16 protein-coding genes and 1 tRNA gene are annotated in these 17,382 nt (G+C 61.5%); 11 read left to right on the top strand and 6 right to left on the bottom strand.

Annotated features, from left to right (window positions below):
* Positions 1 to 286 precede the first annotated feature (286 nt).
* Positions 287 to 1,432, top strand: a complete 1,146-nt coding sequence (locus ACODTZ_RS34040) for an acyltransferase family protein (protein ID WP_489031524.1) — start codon at positions 287 to 289, stop codon at positions 1,430 to 1,432.
* Positions 1,433 to 1,475: 43 nt separating this feature from the next.
* Here the strand turns inward: ACODTZ_RS34040 and ACODTZ_RS34035 are convergent, their stop codons facing one another.
* Together ACODTZ_RS34035 and ACODTZ_RS34030 are read right to left on the bottom strand one after the other, a co-directional pair.
* Complete coding sequence (locus ACODTZ_RS34035) at positions 1,476 to 2,078, bottom strand: hypothetical protein (RefSeq protein ID WP_489031522.1); 603 nt, start codon at positions 2,076 to 2,078, stop codon at positions 1,476 to 1,478.
* A gap of 216 nt (positions 2,079 to 2,294) precedes the next feature.
* Complete coding sequence (locus tag ACODTZ_RS34030) at positions 2,295 to 3,509, bottom strand: ROK family transcriptional regulator (RefSeq protein ID WP_489031520.1); 1,215 nt, start codon at positions 3,507 to 3,509, stop codon at positions 2,295 to 2,297.
* A gap of 229 nt (positions 3,510 to 3,738) precedes the next feature.
* Between ACODTZ_RS34030 and xylF the strand changes: the two genes are divergently transcribed.
* The 4 genes from xylF to ACODTZ_RS34010 all read left to right on the top strand — a co-directional run bounded on the left by xylF (position 3,739) and on the right by ACODTZ_RS34010 (position 7,364).
* Complete coding sequence (gene xylF, locus ACODTZ_RS34025; RefSeq protein WP_018897226.1) at positions 3,739 to 4,779, top strand: D-xylose ABC transporter substrate-binding protein; 1,041 nt, start codon at positions 3,739 to 3,741, stop codon at positions 4,777 to 4,779.
* Positions 4,780 to 5,031: 252 nt separating this feature from the next.
* On the top strand, positions 5,032 to 6,342 hold the full coding sequence (locus ACODTZ_RS34020) for a sugar ABC transporter permease (RefSeq protein WP_018897225.1): 1,311 nt from the start codon (positions 5,032 to 5,034) through the stop codon (positions 6,340 to 6,342).
* Between the two features lie 13 nt (positions 6,343 to 6,355).
* A complete protein-coding gene (locus ACODTZ_RS34015) occupies positions 6,356 to 7,156 on the top strand; it encodes an ATP-binding cassette domain-containing protein (protein ID WP_026282772.1) in 801 nt (266 codons plus the stop codon).
* A gap of 131 nt (positions 7,157 to 7,287) precedes the next feature.
* Positions 7,288 to 7,364 (top strand) — tRNA-Arg (locus tag ACODTZ_RS34010).
* Here the strand turns inward: ACODTZ_RS34010 and ACODTZ_RS34005 are convergent.
* Together ACODTZ_RS34005 and ACODTZ_RS34000 are read right to left on the bottom strand one after the other, a co-directional pair.
* Positions 7,335 to 8,981 carry a recombinase family protein gene (locus tag ACODTZ_RS34005; RefSeq protein WP_489031517.1) on the bottom strand — a complete coding sequence of 549 codons (1,647 nt, stop codon included), beginning with the start codon at positions 8,979 to 8,981 and terminating at the stop codon, positions 7,335 to 7,337. The genes ACODTZ_RS34010 and ACODTZ_RS34005 overlap by 30 nt on opposite strands.
* The gene (locus ACODTZ_RS34000; RefSeq protein WP_489031515.1) at positions 8,978 to 9,238 is read right to left on the bottom strand and encodes a hypothetical protein; all 261 of its coding nucleotides are present in this window, start codon (positions 9,236 to 9,238) and stop codon (positions 8,978 to 8,980) included. The genes ACODTZ_RS34005 and ACODTZ_RS34000 overlap by 4 nt, the downstream gene beginning before the upstream one ends.
* Positions 9,239 to 9,510: 272 nt before the next feature.
* Here ACODTZ_RS34000 and ACODTZ_RS33995 point away from each other — a divergent pair, with 272 nt between their 5' ends.
* Positions 9,511 to 10,206, top strand: a complete 696-nt coding sequence (locus tag ACODTZ_RS33995) for a DNA methyltransferase (protein WP_489031513.1) — start codon at positions 9,511 to 9,513, stop codon at positions 10,204 to 10,206.
* A gap of 87 nt (positions 10,207 to 10,293) precedes the next feature.
* On the opposite strand, the gene ACODTZ_RS33990 is transcribed toward ACODTZ_RS33995, so the two are convergent.
* On the bottom strand, positions 10,294 to 10,989 hold the full coding sequence (locus ACODTZ_RS33990; protein ID WP_489031526.1) for a helix-turn-helix domain-containing protein: 696 nt from the start codon (positions 10,987 to 10,989) through the stop codon (positions 10,294 to 10,296).
* A gap of 567 nt (positions 10,990 to 11,556) precedes the next feature.
* Here ACODTZ_RS33990 and ACODTZ_RS33985 point away from each other — a divergent pair.
* From ACODTZ_RS33985 to ACODTZ_RS33975, 3 genes are all read left to right on the top strand, one after another.
* On the top strand, positions 11,557 to 12,243 hold the full coding sequence (locus ACODTZ_RS33985; protein ID WP_489031511.1) for an AAA family ATPase: 687 nt from the start codon (positions 11,557 to 11,559) through the stop codon (positions 12,241 to 12,243).
* 1 nt (position 12,244) lies between these two features.
* Positions 12,245 to 12,646 (top strand): stability/partitioning determinant, encoded by a 402-nt coding sequence (locus tag ACODTZ_RS33980; protein WP_489031509.1) that lies wholly within the window; start codon positions 12,245 to 12,247, stop codon positions 12,644 to 12,646.
* Positions 12,647 to 12,707: 61 nt separating this feature from the next.
* Entirely contained in the window at positions 12,708 to 13,424 is a 717-nt protein-coding gene (locus ACODTZ_RS33975; RefSeq protein ID WP_489031507.1) for a hypothetical protein, read from the top strand.
* Here ACODTZ_RS33975 and ACODTZ_RS33970 read toward each other — a convergent pair.
* Positions 13,421 to 13,609 carry a hypothetical protein gene (locus ACODTZ_RS33970; protein WP_489031505.1) on the bottom strand — a complete coding sequence of 63 codons (189 nt, stop codon included), beginning with the start codon at positions 13,607 to 13,609 and terminating at the stop codon, positions 13,421 to 13,423. The genes ACODTZ_RS33975 and ACODTZ_RS33970 overlap by 4 nt on opposite strands.
* Positions 13,610 to 14,252: 643 nt before the next feature.
* Between ACODTZ_RS33970 and ACODTZ_RS33965 the strand changes: the two genes are divergently transcribed.
* The gene (locus ACODTZ_RS33965; RefSeq protein WP_489031503.1) at positions 14,253 to 15,170 is read left to right on the top strand and encodes an ArdC family protein; all 918 of its coding nucleotides are present in this window, start codon (positions 14,253 to 14,255) and stop codon (positions 15,168 to 15,170) included.
* A gap of 237 nt (positions 15,171 to 15,407) precedes the next feature.
* Positions 15,408 to 17,375 carry an AAA family ATPase gene (locus ACODTZ_RS33960; protein WP_489031501.1) on the top strand — a complete coding sequence of 656 codons (1,968 nt, stop codon included), beginning with the start codon at positions 15,408 to 15,410 and terminating at the stop codon, positions 17,373 to 17,375.
* The last annotated feature ends 7 nt before the right edge of the window (positions 17,376 to 17,382 follow it).

Here is a 17,382-nt window from a genome sequence, read left to right as displayed (position 1 = left end):
CCCGACCGAAAGCCACATAGGAGATGGCCGGGGCCCGACCCGGCCATTTCTCGTTTTTGCCGCTGGCGCAGCATCTACGCTCTAACGCCGCATGTAACAATCGAGTGGTCCGATCACAAAACGCCCCCTGGCGCGGCCCTCGCAAGTGCATTGCCTGCCTTTGTATATTAGCAAATTTTCCGCACGTCCGACGTTTGTTACAGCGCCCATAGTCTCTGATTAGCCATTGGTTTCCTTCAATTCTCGGGCCATTCATGCCACCTCCGACGAACTGGGTGACCAATAGATGGCGGGTATTTCGGGCTCTTCCGGGCGAATTGGTAGCCTCGATGGCTTGCGTGGCATCGCCGCGTTATGGGTGCTGATCGGGCACGCGATGCTGCTCACCGGATGGCATCTGCCGCTGATCGGCGACCCCGATCTCGGCGTCGATCTCTTCATCATGCTCTCGGGCTTCCTGATGGTGTTTCACTATCAGCTGCGCCAGGACAAGGAGCCGTGGTCGGAGATCTCGACATGGTCGAATTTCTGGACCCGCCGCTTCTTCCGCATCGCGCCGCTCTATTACGTGATGCTGGCGATTGCCATCGCGCTTGGCCCGGTCATCTTCGAGAGCCGCATGGTGATCGACCACTTCCTTGGCGTGACGCCGCAGCTGCCCGAACGCTATCTCGACGGCAGCCTTGAGAACGTGCTGCTGCATGTGAGCTTCCTCTTCGGCCTGTCGCCGGCACACGCCTTCCGCACGCCGCTGCCGGATTGGAGCATCAGCCTCGAGATGCAGTTCTACGCCGCCCTGCCCTTCCTGATGCTGTTCATCCACAGGCTCGGATGGCTGCGCGGGAGCATCGGCTTGGTTATCGCCGGCGTCGCCATCGCCATGGCGCTCCGCCTTGTCGGCATCAACTTCCCAATGCCGGCCTTCCTGCCCTTGAAGATGCACGTCTTCGCATCAGGCATGCTGCTCGCCGGCGCGCTCAATGCCCGAAGCGGAAGAGCCTTCGCTCACTTCCTCCTGGCCCTGGCCTTCGTGGCGATCCCGATCGGCGGCGGCATGACCGTCATGCGCGAAGTCGTTCGCCTCGGGCTTGTGGTGGCCTTCTTCGCGCTGATCTTCCACGCCCATCTGCCGCGCCCGCTGGCAAACCCGCTGAACAGGATTTCCGATTTCATGGGCAACAGGTTCTGCCACGAACTCGGCGAACTCTCCTTCGGCGCCTATCTGATCCACCTCTTGGTCATGCAGCCCGTCATCGCCTATCTGATCAAGGCGCACGGCCACGATATCAGCGACTTCCAGCGCTTTCTGCTGTCGATCGCGATCACCATCCCGATCGTCTATGCGCTGTCCGCGGTCGGTCACAGGTTCATCGAGATGCAGGGACAGAAGATCGGCAGGACGCTCACCCGGCGCCGCACATCCGCGGCTTAGATGGGCCGCAGGTTCGGATGCTCTGTCGTAGCACGATTGGTCCTTACCGCTTTTCGGGAGCCCACGTCGCAGAGAATTCCAACGGTCGCGGCTTCTTCAGCTCCAATTGAGCTAGATAATAGGCTGGGTAAGGCAACACTCCAGTCCGATTTGCATCGGGACGGAGATTGTATCGAAGGACCAAGTCTGAGAGCGTATTTACCATCAGATGCTCCTCTCCCCACACATTATAAAGGCACATCAATTCACGAGCCCACCAACCAGCTGCGCTAAGATGATTGGCGACCTGTTTTTCGTCCAAAATGCCTTGCTTTATCAGTCCTTCGACGTATCGCAGATAGTGAGCGATCACAGCAAACTGCGCCCACTTAGGTGCCTCAGCTTGCGATGCCAGCCATTCTTGGGGATCGGTGCCGGCAGGTATTTTCGACAACCATTTTGCCGCTATTGTGCGAGTATGAAGTAAAGTTTCACCGTTCCAGTTGCCAGCAACCTGAATAAAGGTCTCTTGGCGCTTTAAGTCGATCTGCGAAGCCATCGCAATGTGATGCAGTTTAATTGCGTTCCTGTTTGCCAGACCCGCAAACGCAGCCGCTGCAGCAGCGCTAAAGCCAGACACCACCTGCGCAAAGTCCACCCAAGTCATACAAGCCGCTCCAAATTATTAGATATAGTATTTTCAATACAAAACCTCAGTCAACCTTAAATATTCATGGGAATCAATCAATTCGTATTAGATATTTCGCAAATTATATCTAAATTTACTATTACAGAATCGATCGGCGGCTAAAAATTATTTAGATTATAATGAGCAAAAAAACAAAATCAGATAGATGATGTTTCGAGAATTGAGCGTTCATACTTAGCCGAGCCCACCCTGGACGATATCGCCGTCGATGACCGACAGCGCCCGGTTGAGATGCCCCTCGAACACCAGGAGCGGCTCGTCGAACACGACCCGCAGCTCTGGCATGCCCTGCATGCGCACCATGTGCGACTGGGCAAGCCCCTCCTCGATCCCGGGCCGCAGCAGCTCGTAATAGCGCGTACCAGGCCCGGTGATCGCGACCGGCATCCGCTCGGTGAGGCTGAGCAGCCGCGACAGACCATTTCCGAGCGCAAGGCCCGCCTGCCGGAAGGCAAAGGCCGACATCCGGTGACCCTGACGCGCGCGCGCCGCTATCTTATCCAGCTCGCCGACGGGCACGAACTTCGCCGGGATCGTATCGTCAGGCACCTCGAAGGCCATGCGCAGGATCGCGTAGAACCCGGCATAGGCCTCGATGCACCCCCGGCTCCCGCAGCGACAAAGACCGCCATTCGCCACATGCAGCATGTGCCCGAAATTGGGCGCCGAAATCTCCCGTTCGGCCGGCCCCGCATTGCGGACGATCCCGAGCCCGATACTGTGCCCCAGCGACAAAGCCGCCAGCGACCGCAGCCCCTCGGGATTGCCCGCATCTTCGCGCGCGCCAAGCGCTGCGGCAACCAGTAGCGTCTCGTTGTCGAGAATGATCTTCGCCTGCCATGCGGGCCTCAGCGCCGCCTCGAAATCGATCCGGTCGCTGCCGAAGATCGGTGACCACAGGAGCACGGCATCATCCGAGCTCACCAGCCCCTTGCTGCTGATCGAGATTAGCTTGATCTCGTCCCGCGACAGCCGCGAGCGCTCGAGCAGCCGCTCCAGCCCCTCCCCGACTGCATCCGCGAATCGAGCCGCGCCATCGGGATCGTGCGAACGGTCCTCGCCGAACCGGTCGATCAGTGTGCCGGCGTAATCCACTAGCGAATATTGCACGCCATCCGACGAAATGATGACGACGATCAGATAGCCGCTGTCGCGCCGCGGACGAAACTGCACGCGCGGCCGTCCCCGGCCGCTCGCCGCCTGCTGCTCGGACTTCTCGATCACCTCGCCCTTTTCGAGATCGGCGGTAATCGCCGAAATCGTGGCCGAGGAAAGTCCGGTGAAATCAGCTATTTCGGTATGGGAAAGCGCGCCATGACGCCTCAGCGCGGCAAGCACCAGCACGCTGTTGCGCTGGCGCACCAGTTCCGTGCTCGATCTGTTCAGCATGAAGGCCGCCCTATTCCCGCGTGCATTCCACCCCTCGTTCACACCGTATCTCCAACAACCTCCACGTGAGAGATCATTCACAGGTAGTGCGGTGTTGACAGTTGAAAAATTCTCTGACACTTAATTTCTCGACTGTCGAGAAAATAATGAAAACCTTTCCCGACAGCACATCGCGGCGGCCGGAGGAACCACTGGCTGGGGCTGGCCGCATTCTATTCGGGAGGATATTATGAAGCATGTTTTGAAGCTGATGGCAGGTGCTGCCATCCTCGTATCGGTGCATACCGCCGCAATGGCAGCAGACCTCGTGGTCGGCGTGTCGTGGTCCAACTTCCAGGAAGAGCGTTGGAAGACCGACGAAGCCGCCATCAAGAAGGCACTCGAAGCCAAGGGCGCCAAGTACATCTCCGCAGACGCCCAGTCGTCCGCCGCAAAGCAGCTGACCGACGTTGAATCGCTGATCTCGCAGGGCGCCAACGCCCTGATCGTTCTCGCGCAGGATTCGGACGCAATCGGCCCGGCCATCGAAAAGGCTGCCGCTGAAGGCATTCCTGTCGTCGGCTACGACCGCCTGATCGAAAACCCGGCTGCCTTCTACATCACCTTCGACAACAAAGAAGTCGGCCGCCTGCAGGCTGAAGGCGTCTTCAAGGTCAAGCCTGAAGGCAACTACGTCTTCATCAAGGGCTCGTCTTCCGACCCGAACGCGGACTTCCTGTTCGCCGGCCAGATGGAAGTCCTGAAGGCTGCCGTTGACGCGGGCAAGATCAAGAACGTCGGCGAAGCCTACACCGACGGCTGGCTGCCGCAGAACGCCCAGCGCAACATGGAACAGTTCCTGACCGCCAACAACAACAAGGTCGACGCCGTTGTTGCTTCCAACGACGGCACGGCCGGCGGCGCGGTTGCTGCGCTCGACGCACAGGGCATGGCAGGCACCGTTCCGGTCTCCGGCCAGGACGCCGACAAGGCAGCTCTGAACCGCATCGCGCTCGGCACCCAGACGGTTTCCGTCTGGAAGGATAGCCGCGAACTCGGCAAGCGCGCTGCTGAAATCGCGCTCGACCTCGCCGGCGGCAAGACCATGGACAAGATCGACGGCGTAACCGCCTTCGAAGGCGGTCCGAAGAAGGTGAAGATGCAGTCCATCTTCCTGAAGCCGCAGGCGATCACCAAGGACAACCTGAACGTCGTCATCGACGCAGGCTGGATCACCAAGGCTGAAGCTTGCCAGGGGGTAAAGGCCGGCAGCGTCAAGGCTTGCGACTAATCCTCGCCAGCTGAGCCAACACACCGGCGCCGTGGCGATCTCGCCGCGGCGCCGGATGCGGATGGAGCCTAACTGAAGCGCTCCCCGCCTCGCAACGCACCGCGAACGCTTTGATTCCCTGCCGCAACGATGCCGCACCCCACGCGGCCGCTTCGGAAGTCTCTCGGTGGTCGTTTTGAAGAACAGGGCACCTCGGCAAGGGCTTTCGGGCGCCCGCGCCAGAGCCCAAACAATGGGGGAAACGGCAAACCCATGGCAAACATCACGCAATCCTCATCGAGCCATCCGCGCTCGGCGGAGGGTAATCCTTTCACGCGCTTCCTGCGCGCAACCGAGATCGACACGCGCCTGCTCGGCATGGTCGCGGCACTTCTGGTCATCTGGATCGGCTTTCATCTCTACACCGGCGGGCTGTTTCTGACGCCGCGCAACCTCTGGAACCTCTCGGTCCAGACCACCGAGATCGCGGTTCTCGCGACCGGCATGGTGCTCGTCATCGTCACCCGCAACATCGACCTGTCGATCGGCTCGATGCTCGGCCTAGTGGCCATGATCATGGGCGTCGTCCAGGCGAAGTTCCTGCCGCAATATCTCGGCTTCGACAATTCCTGGACCTGGCTGATCACGCTCATCTGTGGCCTCATCGCAGGCACGCTGATCGGTCTCTTCCAGGGCGTCATCATCGCCTTCCTCGGCGTCCCCTCCTTCATCGTCACGCTCGGCGGCTTCCTCGCCTGGCGCGGCCTTGCCTGGTACGTCACCTCAGGCCAGACGGTCGCCCCCCTCGACACCACCTTCCGCATCATGGGCGGCGGTGCGGAAGGCTCCGTCGGCGCCACATGGAGCTGGATTATCGGGCTGATCGCCTGCGTGCTGATCATCGTCGGCATCATCAGCTCGCGCCACCAGCGCAAGCGCTTCAACTTCCCGCGCCGGCCGCTCTGGGCCGAGTATTTCCTTGTTGTTCTCGGCTGCGCGCTGGTTCTAGGCGCCATCTGGGTCTCGACCATCTATTACTGGCCTGTCGCGATCGCCAAGAAATACGCAGAAGCCAACGCCATCGCCTGGCCGGAGACGGGGCTCTTCATCTCCTACGGCATCGCGGTGCCGGTCCTGATCGCCGTCCTCGTCGGCATCGTCATGACCTTCATCGCCACCCGCCTGCGCTTCGGCCGCTATGTCTTCGCGATCGGCGGCAACCCTGAAGCAGCCGAGCTCGCCGGCATCAAGACACGCTGGGTCACGGTGCGCATCTTCGCGCTGATGGGCTTCCTGGCAGCCGTTGCCGCGGCCATCTCGACCGCCCGCCTCAATGCCGCCGCCAACTCTCAAGGGACGACCTACGAGCTCTACACCATCGCGGCAGCCGTCATCGGAGGCACGTCGCTTGCCGGTGGCACCGGCACGATCGCCGGCGCCATGCTCGGCGCGCTCGTCATGCAGTCGCTGCAGTCGGGCATGGGTCTCGCCAATGTCGATACCCCCATACAGAACGTCGTCGTGGGCGCGGTTCTCGTCGTTGCCGTCTGGCTCGACACCGTCTATCGCTCGCGGTCGAAGTAAGAGGAGCCTGGATATGACTGATCAACGCACTTCCCCAAGCCCGAACACTCCTCTCGTGGAACTGAAGAACATCTCGATCTCGTTTGGCGGCATCCACGCCGTGGACAATGCTTCGGTCGATCTCTACCCCGGCGAAGTCGTCGCCCTTCTCGGCCACAACGGCGCCGGCAAGTCGACGCTGATCAAGATCCTGTCGGGCGCCTACAAGCGCGACAGCGGCGAGATCATGATCGACGGCGAACCCGCCGATATCAAGAACCCGCGCGACGCCAAGAAATACGGCATCGAGACGATCTACCAGACGCTCGCCGTCGCCGATAACGTCGACGCCGCCGCCAACCTCTATCTGGGCCGCGAGATCCGCACCAAGTGGGGCACGCTCGACGACGTCGCCATGGAGGCCTCGACGCGCGAGGTGATGGGACGCCTCAACCCCAACTTCCGCCGCTTCAAGGAGCCGGTGAAGGCGCTCTCGGGCGGCCAGCGGCAATCCGTGGCGATCGCCCGCGCCATCCTCTTTAACGCCCGCATCCTGATCATGGACGAGCCGACGGCAGCCCTTGGGCCGCAGGAGACGGCGCAGGTGGGCGAGCTGATCAAGCAGTTGAAGAAGGAAGGTATCGGCATCTTCCTGATCAGCCACGACATCCACGACGTCTTCGATCTCGCCGACCGCGTCTCAGTGATGAAGAACGGCCAGGTCGTCGGCCACGCCCGCACCGAGGACGTGACCAAGGACGAAGTGCTCGGCATGATCATCCTCGGCAAGGTCCCCCCCAAGGCCATCCCCGGCCCCGGCGCCATGCAGGTGTGATCAGACAAACCGCAACAAGGAAGGTCCGCCGATCGACAGAACGGCGGACTTTTCATTTTGGTGATTGAAGCCGGCCAAAAGCTAGGCTAAGAACCACCCATCGGACAGGCGATTCAAACCGCCTCAGGCATGCACCCGTAGCTCAGCTGGATAGAGTGTTGGATTCCGATTCCAAAGGTCACAGGTTCGAATCCTGTCGGGTGCGCCATTCACGAACAAAACTGGGCACTCCTGCTGGAGCCGCCCCGCCACCCATCACAAGACGCTCAAGAACCGTCTGCCTTCCGTGGATACGGATTTCCGTGTCATCGACCTCGACGTTGTCGATGACAGCGCGCAGATAGGCGCGACGGAAGGACGTGTCGCCGGTCAGCACGTTCTGGCGCATGACATCGACAAACGCCGCTATCTTGTCCTCCGTGATGCGCGCCTCCGGGCGCATCACGGCAACCGCCCTGTCGAAGGCGGCCTGTGCGATGTCGCGCTCTTTCTTGATGGTGGCAACCCGGTCTTTGAGCGTCGGGTCTGCCGGATCGGCGATGCCGTTCTCGATAGCCTGGTAGAGCCGGCCAAGGCGGGCTTCCGCATCTGACAGCTTTGCCCGCAACGCCGACAGGCGGGCGCCATAGTCCGCGTCCTTGCGCGTCTGCCGGTCCATAAGACCGTGCAGCAGGTCCGCGACGCGTGCAGGCGTCAGCAACTCGTCGCTGATGCGCGCCAAGACCGCATCATCAAGCCGGTCCATCGGAACGGACCGGCCCTTGCAAGCTGACTTGCCCTTCTGCGCGCAGGTGGCGCAGGCATAGTATCGATACCGACCGGATTTGCCCGTTCGCAGCGTCATGCCGCCGCCGCAGCTGGCGCAGGTGGCAATGCCTGTAAGGAGGATAGGCCCCGTAACCACGCGCGGCGGCGATGCCTTGGGATTGCGTGCCTTGAGGCTCGCCTGAAGCGCATCGAACTTCGCCGGTTCGATAATCGCGTCGCAGGCAACAACGATATGCTCGGAGGCCGGCTTTTCCTTGCGGGTCTTTGAGTCCCGGCGGTTGAACACCGCCTCGCCCTTGTAGACGGTATTGGTCACAAGCGCGTGCAAGGGACCAATCCCCCACCGCGCCCCGCCGCGCGTCCGGTAGCCATGCTCGTTGAGCCAGCAGGCTGCCGCCTTGATGCCCATCGGACCCGACGTCCCGTCGCCCTCTGTAACGAGGCGAAAGATGAGGCGGACCGTTTCGGCTTCGACCGGGTCGATGGCGAGCCTCTTCTTGATGCGCGCACCACGTTCTCCGGCCGCTACGGTCGTATAGCCGAAGGGCGGAGCCGCGCCGTTCCAGAAGCCCTGCCGGGCATTCTCGTTCATCGAGCGGCTGACGTGCTTGCGGATTTCGTTCGACTGGTACTCATCGAACAGCGCAAAAACCTGACGCACCATGACGCCGACCGGGTCGTCACCCACCTCTTGCGTCATCGACACAAGCCGCACGCCGGCCTTGGCGAGCCGGCGCACGTGCATTTCCTGCAAGAATGCATCGCGCATGAAGCGGCTGAGCGAATGCACGACCACGACATCGAACGGCGAGCCGCCGCCGGTGGCAATTTCCAGGAACCGCTGAAGCTCGGGACGGTTGTCCGTCGTGCCCGAAACACCGGCATCGACGAACTCAGCAGCGACAGTCCAGCCGCGCGCCGCGCAGAAGGCCGTCGCCTGACGGCGCTGGTCGGGAATCGACAGGTCGCTTTCGGCCTGACGGCCTGTGGACACGCGCATGTAAAGCGCTGCCCTGAGCGGCGCACTCTGTTCGGCATTCGGTAGTATGGCCTTCATCGTTTTCGTTCCCGGCCCCGAGCGGTTTTCATGATTTCAGCATGGGTTTGCGGCCGTTCCGAGTCGCAAATGCCCGCGAGGTCCGCCATTGGCGGCATTTCGCCTGCCATGACAGCCCTGAACGCGGCCATCAAGAAGGCCTCGACCGCATCAAGCTCCATCTCCGACACCGGCATACCCGCAAGGTCATCAACCACGCGGAAGCCGTGGCGCTCTGATTGCGCGATAACGGCAGATTTGCGGGCGACCTTGTCCATGCCCGGAGCGTGCCTGCCGGCATGACGAGAGGATTGAGCACAGGCTGGTCACGCCGCGCGAAGGCTGCGTTCGGCAGGGCTCCTCTGCCTTGTGGCGTTTCGAGAAGGCTGCATCGATGACGGCCCGCAGGAACGGCGCAACGGCCCGCCCGCTCCTTCGCCCGGATAAGGTCCGGGCTCCCGTGTTGGCCGTGAACCGGCGGTGCGCCGTCCCTTCAGCCGGCCGTCCTGTCCCTCTGCATCGAAACGCAAGAGCAAGGCAGGAGGACGCCATGAACCAGACAAATCTCAATTCCCGCAACGTGATCCATCAGGGTGATTGCATCAGCGTCATGCGGCAGATGCCGTCCCGTTCGGTCGACTTCATCCTGACCGACCCGCCCTATCTCGTGCGCTATCAATCCCGCGACGGCCGCCGCATCATGGGCGATGACAATGGCCGCTGGCTGGAGCCGGCGGCGCGAGAGATGTTCCGCGTGCTGAAGCCCGACAGCCTGTGCGTGAGCTTCTATGGCTGGGCGCAGACCGACCGCTTTATGAGCGCCTGGCGCGCGGCCGGTTTTCGGATTGTCGGCCACATGGTGTTTCGCAAGAAATACGCTTCATCCGCCCGGTTCGTCACCTACACGCACGAATCCGCCTATGTGCTGGCCAAGGGCCAACCGGCCCTGCCGGAGAACCCGCCGGCCGATGTCATCGACTTCCCGTACACCGGCAACAAGCTGCATCCGACGCAGAAGCCGGTGGCGGTTCTGAAGCCGCTCATCGAGGCGTTCTGCCCGCAAGGCGGGCTGGTGCTGGACCCGTTCTGCGGCTCGGGCTCGACCCTGGTCGCCGCCTGCGATGCCGATTGCGACTATGTCGGCATCGAGCTGGACCGGACCTATCACGGCATTGCCGCCCGGAGGCTGGCGCGTGATGCCGCCGCCTTTACCCGACGTTGCGCCGTGGTGCGTTCCCGGCTCTGACCCGGCCGGAACCACCCCCTGAAGGCAATACTGCCCTCTCCGCCCCACAAACGGGCGAGGAACAGCGCTGCTGAAGGCGCAAGATTCTTACGCGGTTGCGATTGCAGGCAGTCCGGCGAGCGGGTCAGTTTTCATAAAGGCGCGGAAAACCCCATCCATACAGCGCAGCGCCCATTGTTCGGCACTCATACGGTGGCTTTCCGCTCCTGAATAATATCCCTTGCTCTGATTCAGTGACTTTCGTGTCGCCCCTGGATTCCCAAGGCCCTGCGGCCAGCGCTTGCGATGATGTGCGGCCATCAGCGGCTCAAGCAGCCGCACGACAAGGCCGACGCACATCTTCGCCCTTTGAGAGACGACGACATCGACCGCGACATAGCCCTCCCTCTCCAGCTGGCGGAGATAGCGTTGCACCGACCGGCGGCAACGGCCGAGCGCCTTTGCGAGGTATGTGACTGTCACCGGCAGCGCCCGGCCTTCCCTGTTCTGTCGATAGGTCAGCTCGGCAATCTTGCGGGCACAGCGACGCGCGCCGTCGGTCAGATTGGGATCGTCCTCGATGCGCGCCGCCAGTTCCGGCACATAGGCGCGGCTGGCGCGCAGCGTTGCCTTGCGCGGCTGTTCCGTCTGCGCATAGCGATGGCAGGTGTTAAGCGACCGCCTGCGCCGTTCGGCGCTGGCAACCGGGATGCCTGCCGACTGCGGAACGGCTCCCGGCGTCACGATTCGACTCTTGAGCTTGCGCGCCGATTCGATAAAGGCGGTCTTCGGATCATTTTGCATAGTCACTGGTTTTCTCCTTTATGATTGGAGAAAACCCGCAGAAAATCAGGGCGCACAAACCCGTCGCAGAAATTACTTGCGATGTTTCTAGGAGTCTGAGATATTCGGATTACCACATCGCGAATATCTTTGATTTTAATGCACCCGCTTCGGCGGGTTTTCTTTTTGTTACTTCAATAAATCCTCTTTGGTTTCCAAAAGAATTACATGAGACCCCAATGGGTTTTGTGAATTGTCCGCAATGTGCGGCGCTATAGCAAGTCAGTTCTGGGAACCAAGGATTTGCGCGGCGTGCAGGACGCCCGGCGCACGCGACGGCGCATCTTTCAAAGACGAATCGCAGGACGACTTCGCGCGCTGGCGTTTGTCATAGTGTTGTCTGCCTTTGGCTTGCGCTGGATAGCGACCAGATAGCCAATGGATAGCTACCTGTTGGCTAGCCGGTAGCAGGCTATCCGCTAGCATCCGGATAACAGCCGGATAGCTATCGAATGTATTTCGCTGCGCTCTGAAATTCTGGTATTTTTGACTGATGGTGTTCCTGTAATATTACAGTTGTGAGTATTCATGCCCGTTATTTCTTTTGCCAACCCCAAAGGGGGAGCCGGAAAAACAACCTCAGCCTTGCTTCTTGCCGGAGAACTCGCCGCCAAGGGCGCGCGCGTCGCCATCATCGACGCCGACCCCGAGCGCTGGATCTCCCAGTGGGCCAAACTTCCCGGCAAGCCGGCCACCATCGACATCATCGCGGACGTAAGCGAAGACACCATCGTCGACCACATCGAGAGCGCCGCGAAGAAGGCGCAATTCGTCATTGTCGACCTTGAGGGTACGGCCAGCCTTATGGTGGCGAACGCCATCGGCATGTCTGACCTTGTCCTCATTCCCACGCAGGGCGCGTCGATGGACGCAAAAGGCGCGGCCAAGACCATCAAGCTCATCCGCAATCAGGAACGCATGGCGCGGCGGACCATTGCGCACAGCATTCTGCTTACGCGCACCAGCGCCGCCGTCGCATCACGGGCATTGCGCAACGTGCGCGACCAGCTGGACAAGGCGGGCATCGACGTGTTGACGACTTCGATAGTCGAGCGCGCCGCCTACCGCGACATCTTTGACTATGGTGGCTTGCTGTCCGATCTGACACCGGACCAGGTCAGCAACGTCGAAAAGGCACGGGAGAACGCCCGCGCTTTTGCCGGCGAAGTCATTGCTAAGCTCAAGAGCGCGGCCGTCGCGCCCAAGGTGGCGTGACATGGATAAGCAGCGTGCTGATCTTGGTTTCACCGAGACACTTGACGACTTCGACCCGGCCGAGTGGATGCCGCGCCCGGACATGCCGGCCAATGACAAGCCACCGAAAGCGGAAACGTCAAAGGTAGCCGCAGCTGCGGGGTTTCGCAGCCGCGAGCCGCAGGCTCCGGCGGAGCAGCCTGCGCCCTCGGAGACCCCGAAGCTCAGTCCTCTGCGCGGTCGTCGCACCGGCCGCAATATGCAGCTGAACCTCAAAGCCACACCGGAAACAGTGTCATCTTTCTGCGGCATTGCTGACCAGCAGGGCTGGGGCCTCGGCGAAACGCTTGAGAAGGCGGTCGCGCTTCTCAAGCGCGAGTATGCCGGCAGCATAGATGCCGACGACAGGCATCTTCGGCAGTAATCACTATAGCGGTGTGGAAATCTGAAGCGAGGAAGCGCAGGATTGTAGGCGGGAGAGGACGATGGCCGGAAACACGAACGACGACAGCGATATCGAATGGACGGGACGGCCTCAGGACGACCCGCGCTATGTCGCGGCGGCTGCCGCCGCCCGGCAGGCGTATCGCGTGCAACATCCGCCGATAAATTGCTGGATCGACTCCGTGCAGGAGATCGACCTTTATCTCGACGGCAAGCATCGCGCGCGCGTGCTGACCGACAAGGCGACGGCCCATCTGTTCGACGGCGACGGCAACGTCGTCGGCTCGCTCGTCTACCTCCGCTCCGAAACGCCGTTCGATGCCGTCGAAAAGCATCTCGGCATTGGCCGCGTCGCGGAAGTCAGAGACGACAGCAATGAAGGCGGCGGAGAAATCAGCGGACGCCCCCGCAACATGGCGGAGCGATCCGCCCGCGCATTCCAGCGGGAATGTCCGGAAGCGGGAGAGGCCGGCCGCTATCTTCGAGACGCCATCCAGACTTATGAGTTTTTCGGCGGTCCCGTTATCCCCGCAGGGCGCGAGTGGCGCAGCATGATCGAAACGGCGCTCGATGCGCTTGCGCAGAATGATCGCAAGGCGGCGCGTAGCGCCATCCTGATGGCGGTGGCGGATATGAACACCGAACTTATCCTCGACTGGCAAATGGCGTGGGTCGATTGCGCCCGCGCCGCCGAGGCGCTGCGCAGGGATCTGGCGGCCGAGGCCGCCACAACCCGAGCGGGGGAAACACCGGGCTAAAAGCCCGGCGACCCCATCCTCATCGTCATCGCCCGCGAGATGTTCTCCAGCGTTGCGAGTCCGGCGAAGCGCTCCGGCGTGCCGGTCGCGGTGCGGGCGAGAGCCTGCGACGCCTGCCGGAACAGGGCGCGCAGTTCCGATTGGCTGCGATGTTGCAGTTCGGCGATGGTCAGTAAACGGTTCATGATTTTCTCCCTTGTTTTGCGGCCGGCTTGATTGCCAGCCTTGTGAATGCCCTGTCGCGTCGGGAAGGCCGGCGCGCAGGCGCAAAAACCGAGGGGAATCGCCCGCCTGCAACAAAGTGAAGGCAGGGGAAACGGGAATTTGCGCTTGCGCGTTTCAAGGACAGACCGATGCAGATTCACAGTCTGGATTGGCAGTCAGGCCCGGATTGCAGAACGTCGGTTCGGGGAAATCCTGAAGCGGTTCTGATGATTGCGGAACCAGATATTGCAGCCAGGTACGGGCGCGTCCGCCCTGCGGACCAGGCTGTCAGGCTTCGCCCGGAGCCGCGCAGCGTCTCCGCCAGCCGGTTTCCATCCTTCGCGCATTGGGAACAGCAGAGCCGGGCGTTGCCGGCGCTCTGACCAGCGGGCGTTGCCCGCATCCTTCGAGAAAGGGGCCTGCGGCCCCACGGCCGTCAAGGCTTTCATCCTCCACTTCGCTGCGGACGCCGCCGGGGCGTTCCCCAACTTTCGGTCGCTCGCTCCCTGCCAAGCCGGGAGATGCCCCTGTCCCCGGCGGCGGCCCTGACCGCCGAACCCCCGCTCATCGCCGCGTGGCTAGTCCGGTTGCATGCGCAACCAGCTAACCAAGGAAGGAAAGGCCATGAGTGAGGAACGGAAAGACATCTATCAGCGTGTAACCGACAGCATCATATCGGAGTTGGAAAAGGGCGTTTGCCCGTGGCTGAAACCTTGGAATGCAGACCATGCGGCAGGGCGCATCACCCGGCCCTTGCGTGCCAACGGCATCCCGTATCGCGGCATCAATGTCCTGATGCTTTGGGCGGCAGCGACCGAGCGCGGCTATGACGCGCCGCTGTGGCTGACCTATAAGCAGGCGCAGGAGCTTGGCGCGCAGGTGCGCAAGGGCGAGAAGGGCAGTCTTGTCGTCTACGCCAACACCATCACCCGCACGGAAGCCGACGAGGCAACCGGCGAGGACATGGAGCGGGAAATCCCCTTCATGAAGGGATACACCGTCTTCAATGCTGAGCAGGTGGACGGGCTTCCAGCGCATTTCTACGCTGTGCAGGCACCGACGCTTGACCCCGTGGCGCGCATTGCCCGTGTCGAGACATTCTTTGCATTCGTCGGAGCCGACATCAGGGAGGGAGGCAATCAGGCGTTCTACAGCATGGCAGAGGACCGCGTGCAGATGCCGCCCTTTGTGGCCTTTAAGGAGCCGGAAGCCTATTACGCCACTCTGGCCCATGAGCTTTGCCACTGGACGAAACACCCCAAGCGCCTCGACCGTGATTTCGGACGCAAGCGGTGGGGCGATGAAGGCTATGCGATGGAAGAACTTGTCGCCGAACTGGGCGCGGCCTTCGTTTGCGCCGACCTCGCCTTGACCCCGCAACCGCGCGCCGAGCACGCCAGCTATATCGCGTCATGGCTCGCCGCCCTGAAAGACGACAAGCGGGCCATCTTTGCCGCCGCTGCCCATGCGCAGCGGGCCGCCGATTACCTCGCCGGCCGGCAGCCCGCTGGCGATGCCGGGCAGCAGGACGAGGCGGCATAAAGAGCCGCGCCGCCCATGCACCAGCATGGGCGGCGCTTGCCAGAGAATTGGGCTAGCAGAGCCAAAGTCGGAGGCCGGAAAGGTCGGCGGCGGGCGGAAAAATTTGGCGTCCGCCATTAGCGGACGCCTTGCCCGCTTTGCGGGTGATAAGTGGCGTTAAGCGTCGCGTGACGCTTGACTGCGTGAGTCTGTGTTCCTAGTCTGTTCTTTGGCTTGAGGCAGAGGGGGCGGATTCGAATGAAGCTTACAAAGGCGCACGCGACAAACTATCGGAACATCATCGATTCCAATCCCGTCGATATTGCTCAGTCGACATGCCTTGTCGGAAAGAACGAGGCCGGAAAAACCGCCTTCTTGAAGGCGCTCGAATGCCTGCGCTCGACCAACTCAGACTTCAAACAATACGGCAAGACCGAGAACTATCCGCGCCGTTATCTTTCGGAATACGACTCACGCCACCCGGACGGCGACGCTGTCGTCATGCACACCGAATGGGAGATGGACGATGGCGACGTGGCCGCCATCGAAGCCGAACTGGGCGAAGGCGTCATCACCGGCAGGATTGTCAAAATCGAGAAAGCCTATGAGCAGGATGGCACGACCTGGGTCGTGCCTGTGGACGAAGAAAAGGTGCTCGAAGGGCTGGTCAAGCGATATTCCCTCAACAAAGAGGAACGGGGCGGACTCGGCGGGGCGAAATCGACCTCGAAAGCCGCTGCCGCGTTGGAAGCTTTGGGCGAACGTACCGAGCGCCAGAACGAGATGCTGGCCGCGATAAAGAAATTCCGCGATGGGTCGGCGCGTTGCAGGGCTATCGATATCCTGAGCCCTCGGACTCCGAAGTTCCTGTATTTTTCGCATTACGACCGCATGAGCGGCGCGCTGTCTATCAATCAGCTCAATGCCGACAAAAATGCCGGCAAGCCCATCGACAACGGCGACAGGGTCTTCCTCGATTTCCTCGAATATGCCGGCACGACAATCGACGAACTGGCGAGCCTGGACCGGTTTGAAGAACTGAATGCGAAGTGCGAGGCCGCTGCCTTGCGCATCACCGAACAGATTTTCGAGTACTGGACTCAGAACGACGACCTTGAAATCACCGTCGTCCTTTCAGAGGGCAAATCGGCCGACCCTGCACCGTTCAATGCCGGCCCCGTTGCCCGCGCGCGCGTAAAAAACACGCTGCATGGCGTGACCGTGCCGTTCTCGGAGCGGTCCGCCGGGTTCATCTGGTTCTTCTCCTTCCTCGTCAAATTCGCCCAAATCAAGAAAAGCCACGGCAACGTCATCCTGCTGCTGGACGAGCCGGGCCTGACCCTGCACGGCACGGCGCAGAAAGACCTTCTGCGCTACTTCGCGGAGCAGATCGCACCGCATCACCAGCTCATCTTTACGACCCATTCGCCGTTCCTAGTGCCGGCAGACGACCTCGCCAGTGTGCGCACGGTCGAGGATGTCGTCACGCGCGATGCCCGCGACCGGAAGCAGTCCCAAGGCACAAAAATCCGGCCCGACGTGCTGACGACCGACCCGCAGACCAACTTCCCCATCTTCGGCGCGATGGGGTTTGAAGTCACCCAAACGCTAGTCATCGGCAAGAATACGCTGCTGGTCGAAGGGCCGAGCGATATCCTGTACTTGCAGGCGGCGTCTGCCGTGCTCAAGGCGGCCGGGCGGCCCCACCTAGCCCCGCAATGGGCCATCTGCCCGTCCGGCGGCATCGACAAGGTGCTGCCGTTTGTCCGGTTGTTTTACGGTAACAACCTCAACGTCGCCGTCATGACCGATTTCGAACGCGGCCAGAAACGCAAGCTCGACGAGCTGCACAAGGCGGCGCTGCTCGACCACGAGCGCATCATTCTCGCGACAGAGATCGCGGGCAAGGATGAGGCCGACATCGAGGATTTCTTCGAGCCGGCCCTGTTCGTCGAGCTGGTCAATCAGACCTATCAGCTGCCGAAAGCCCATGCGCTGACGCCCGAGAGGCTGGAAGCTGCCGACACCACGACAACACGCCTGGTCAAAAAGGCTGAAGCCTATTTCCGAGTCCTGCCGGCCGAAATCCCCGAGTTCAGCCATTTCGACCCGTCCATGTACCTTTTGCAGCATCCAGAGCTGCTTCAGGGGAAGGGCGAGCATGTCGAGAAGACGCTGGCGCGCTTTGAGGCCGCTTTCAACCGCATCGCAAAGTTCCTGCCATGACCGCACG

Source organism: Rhizobium sp. FG113, from assembly GCF_057809895.1.
This window is presented reverse-complemented; position numbering and strand designations above follow the sequence as displayed.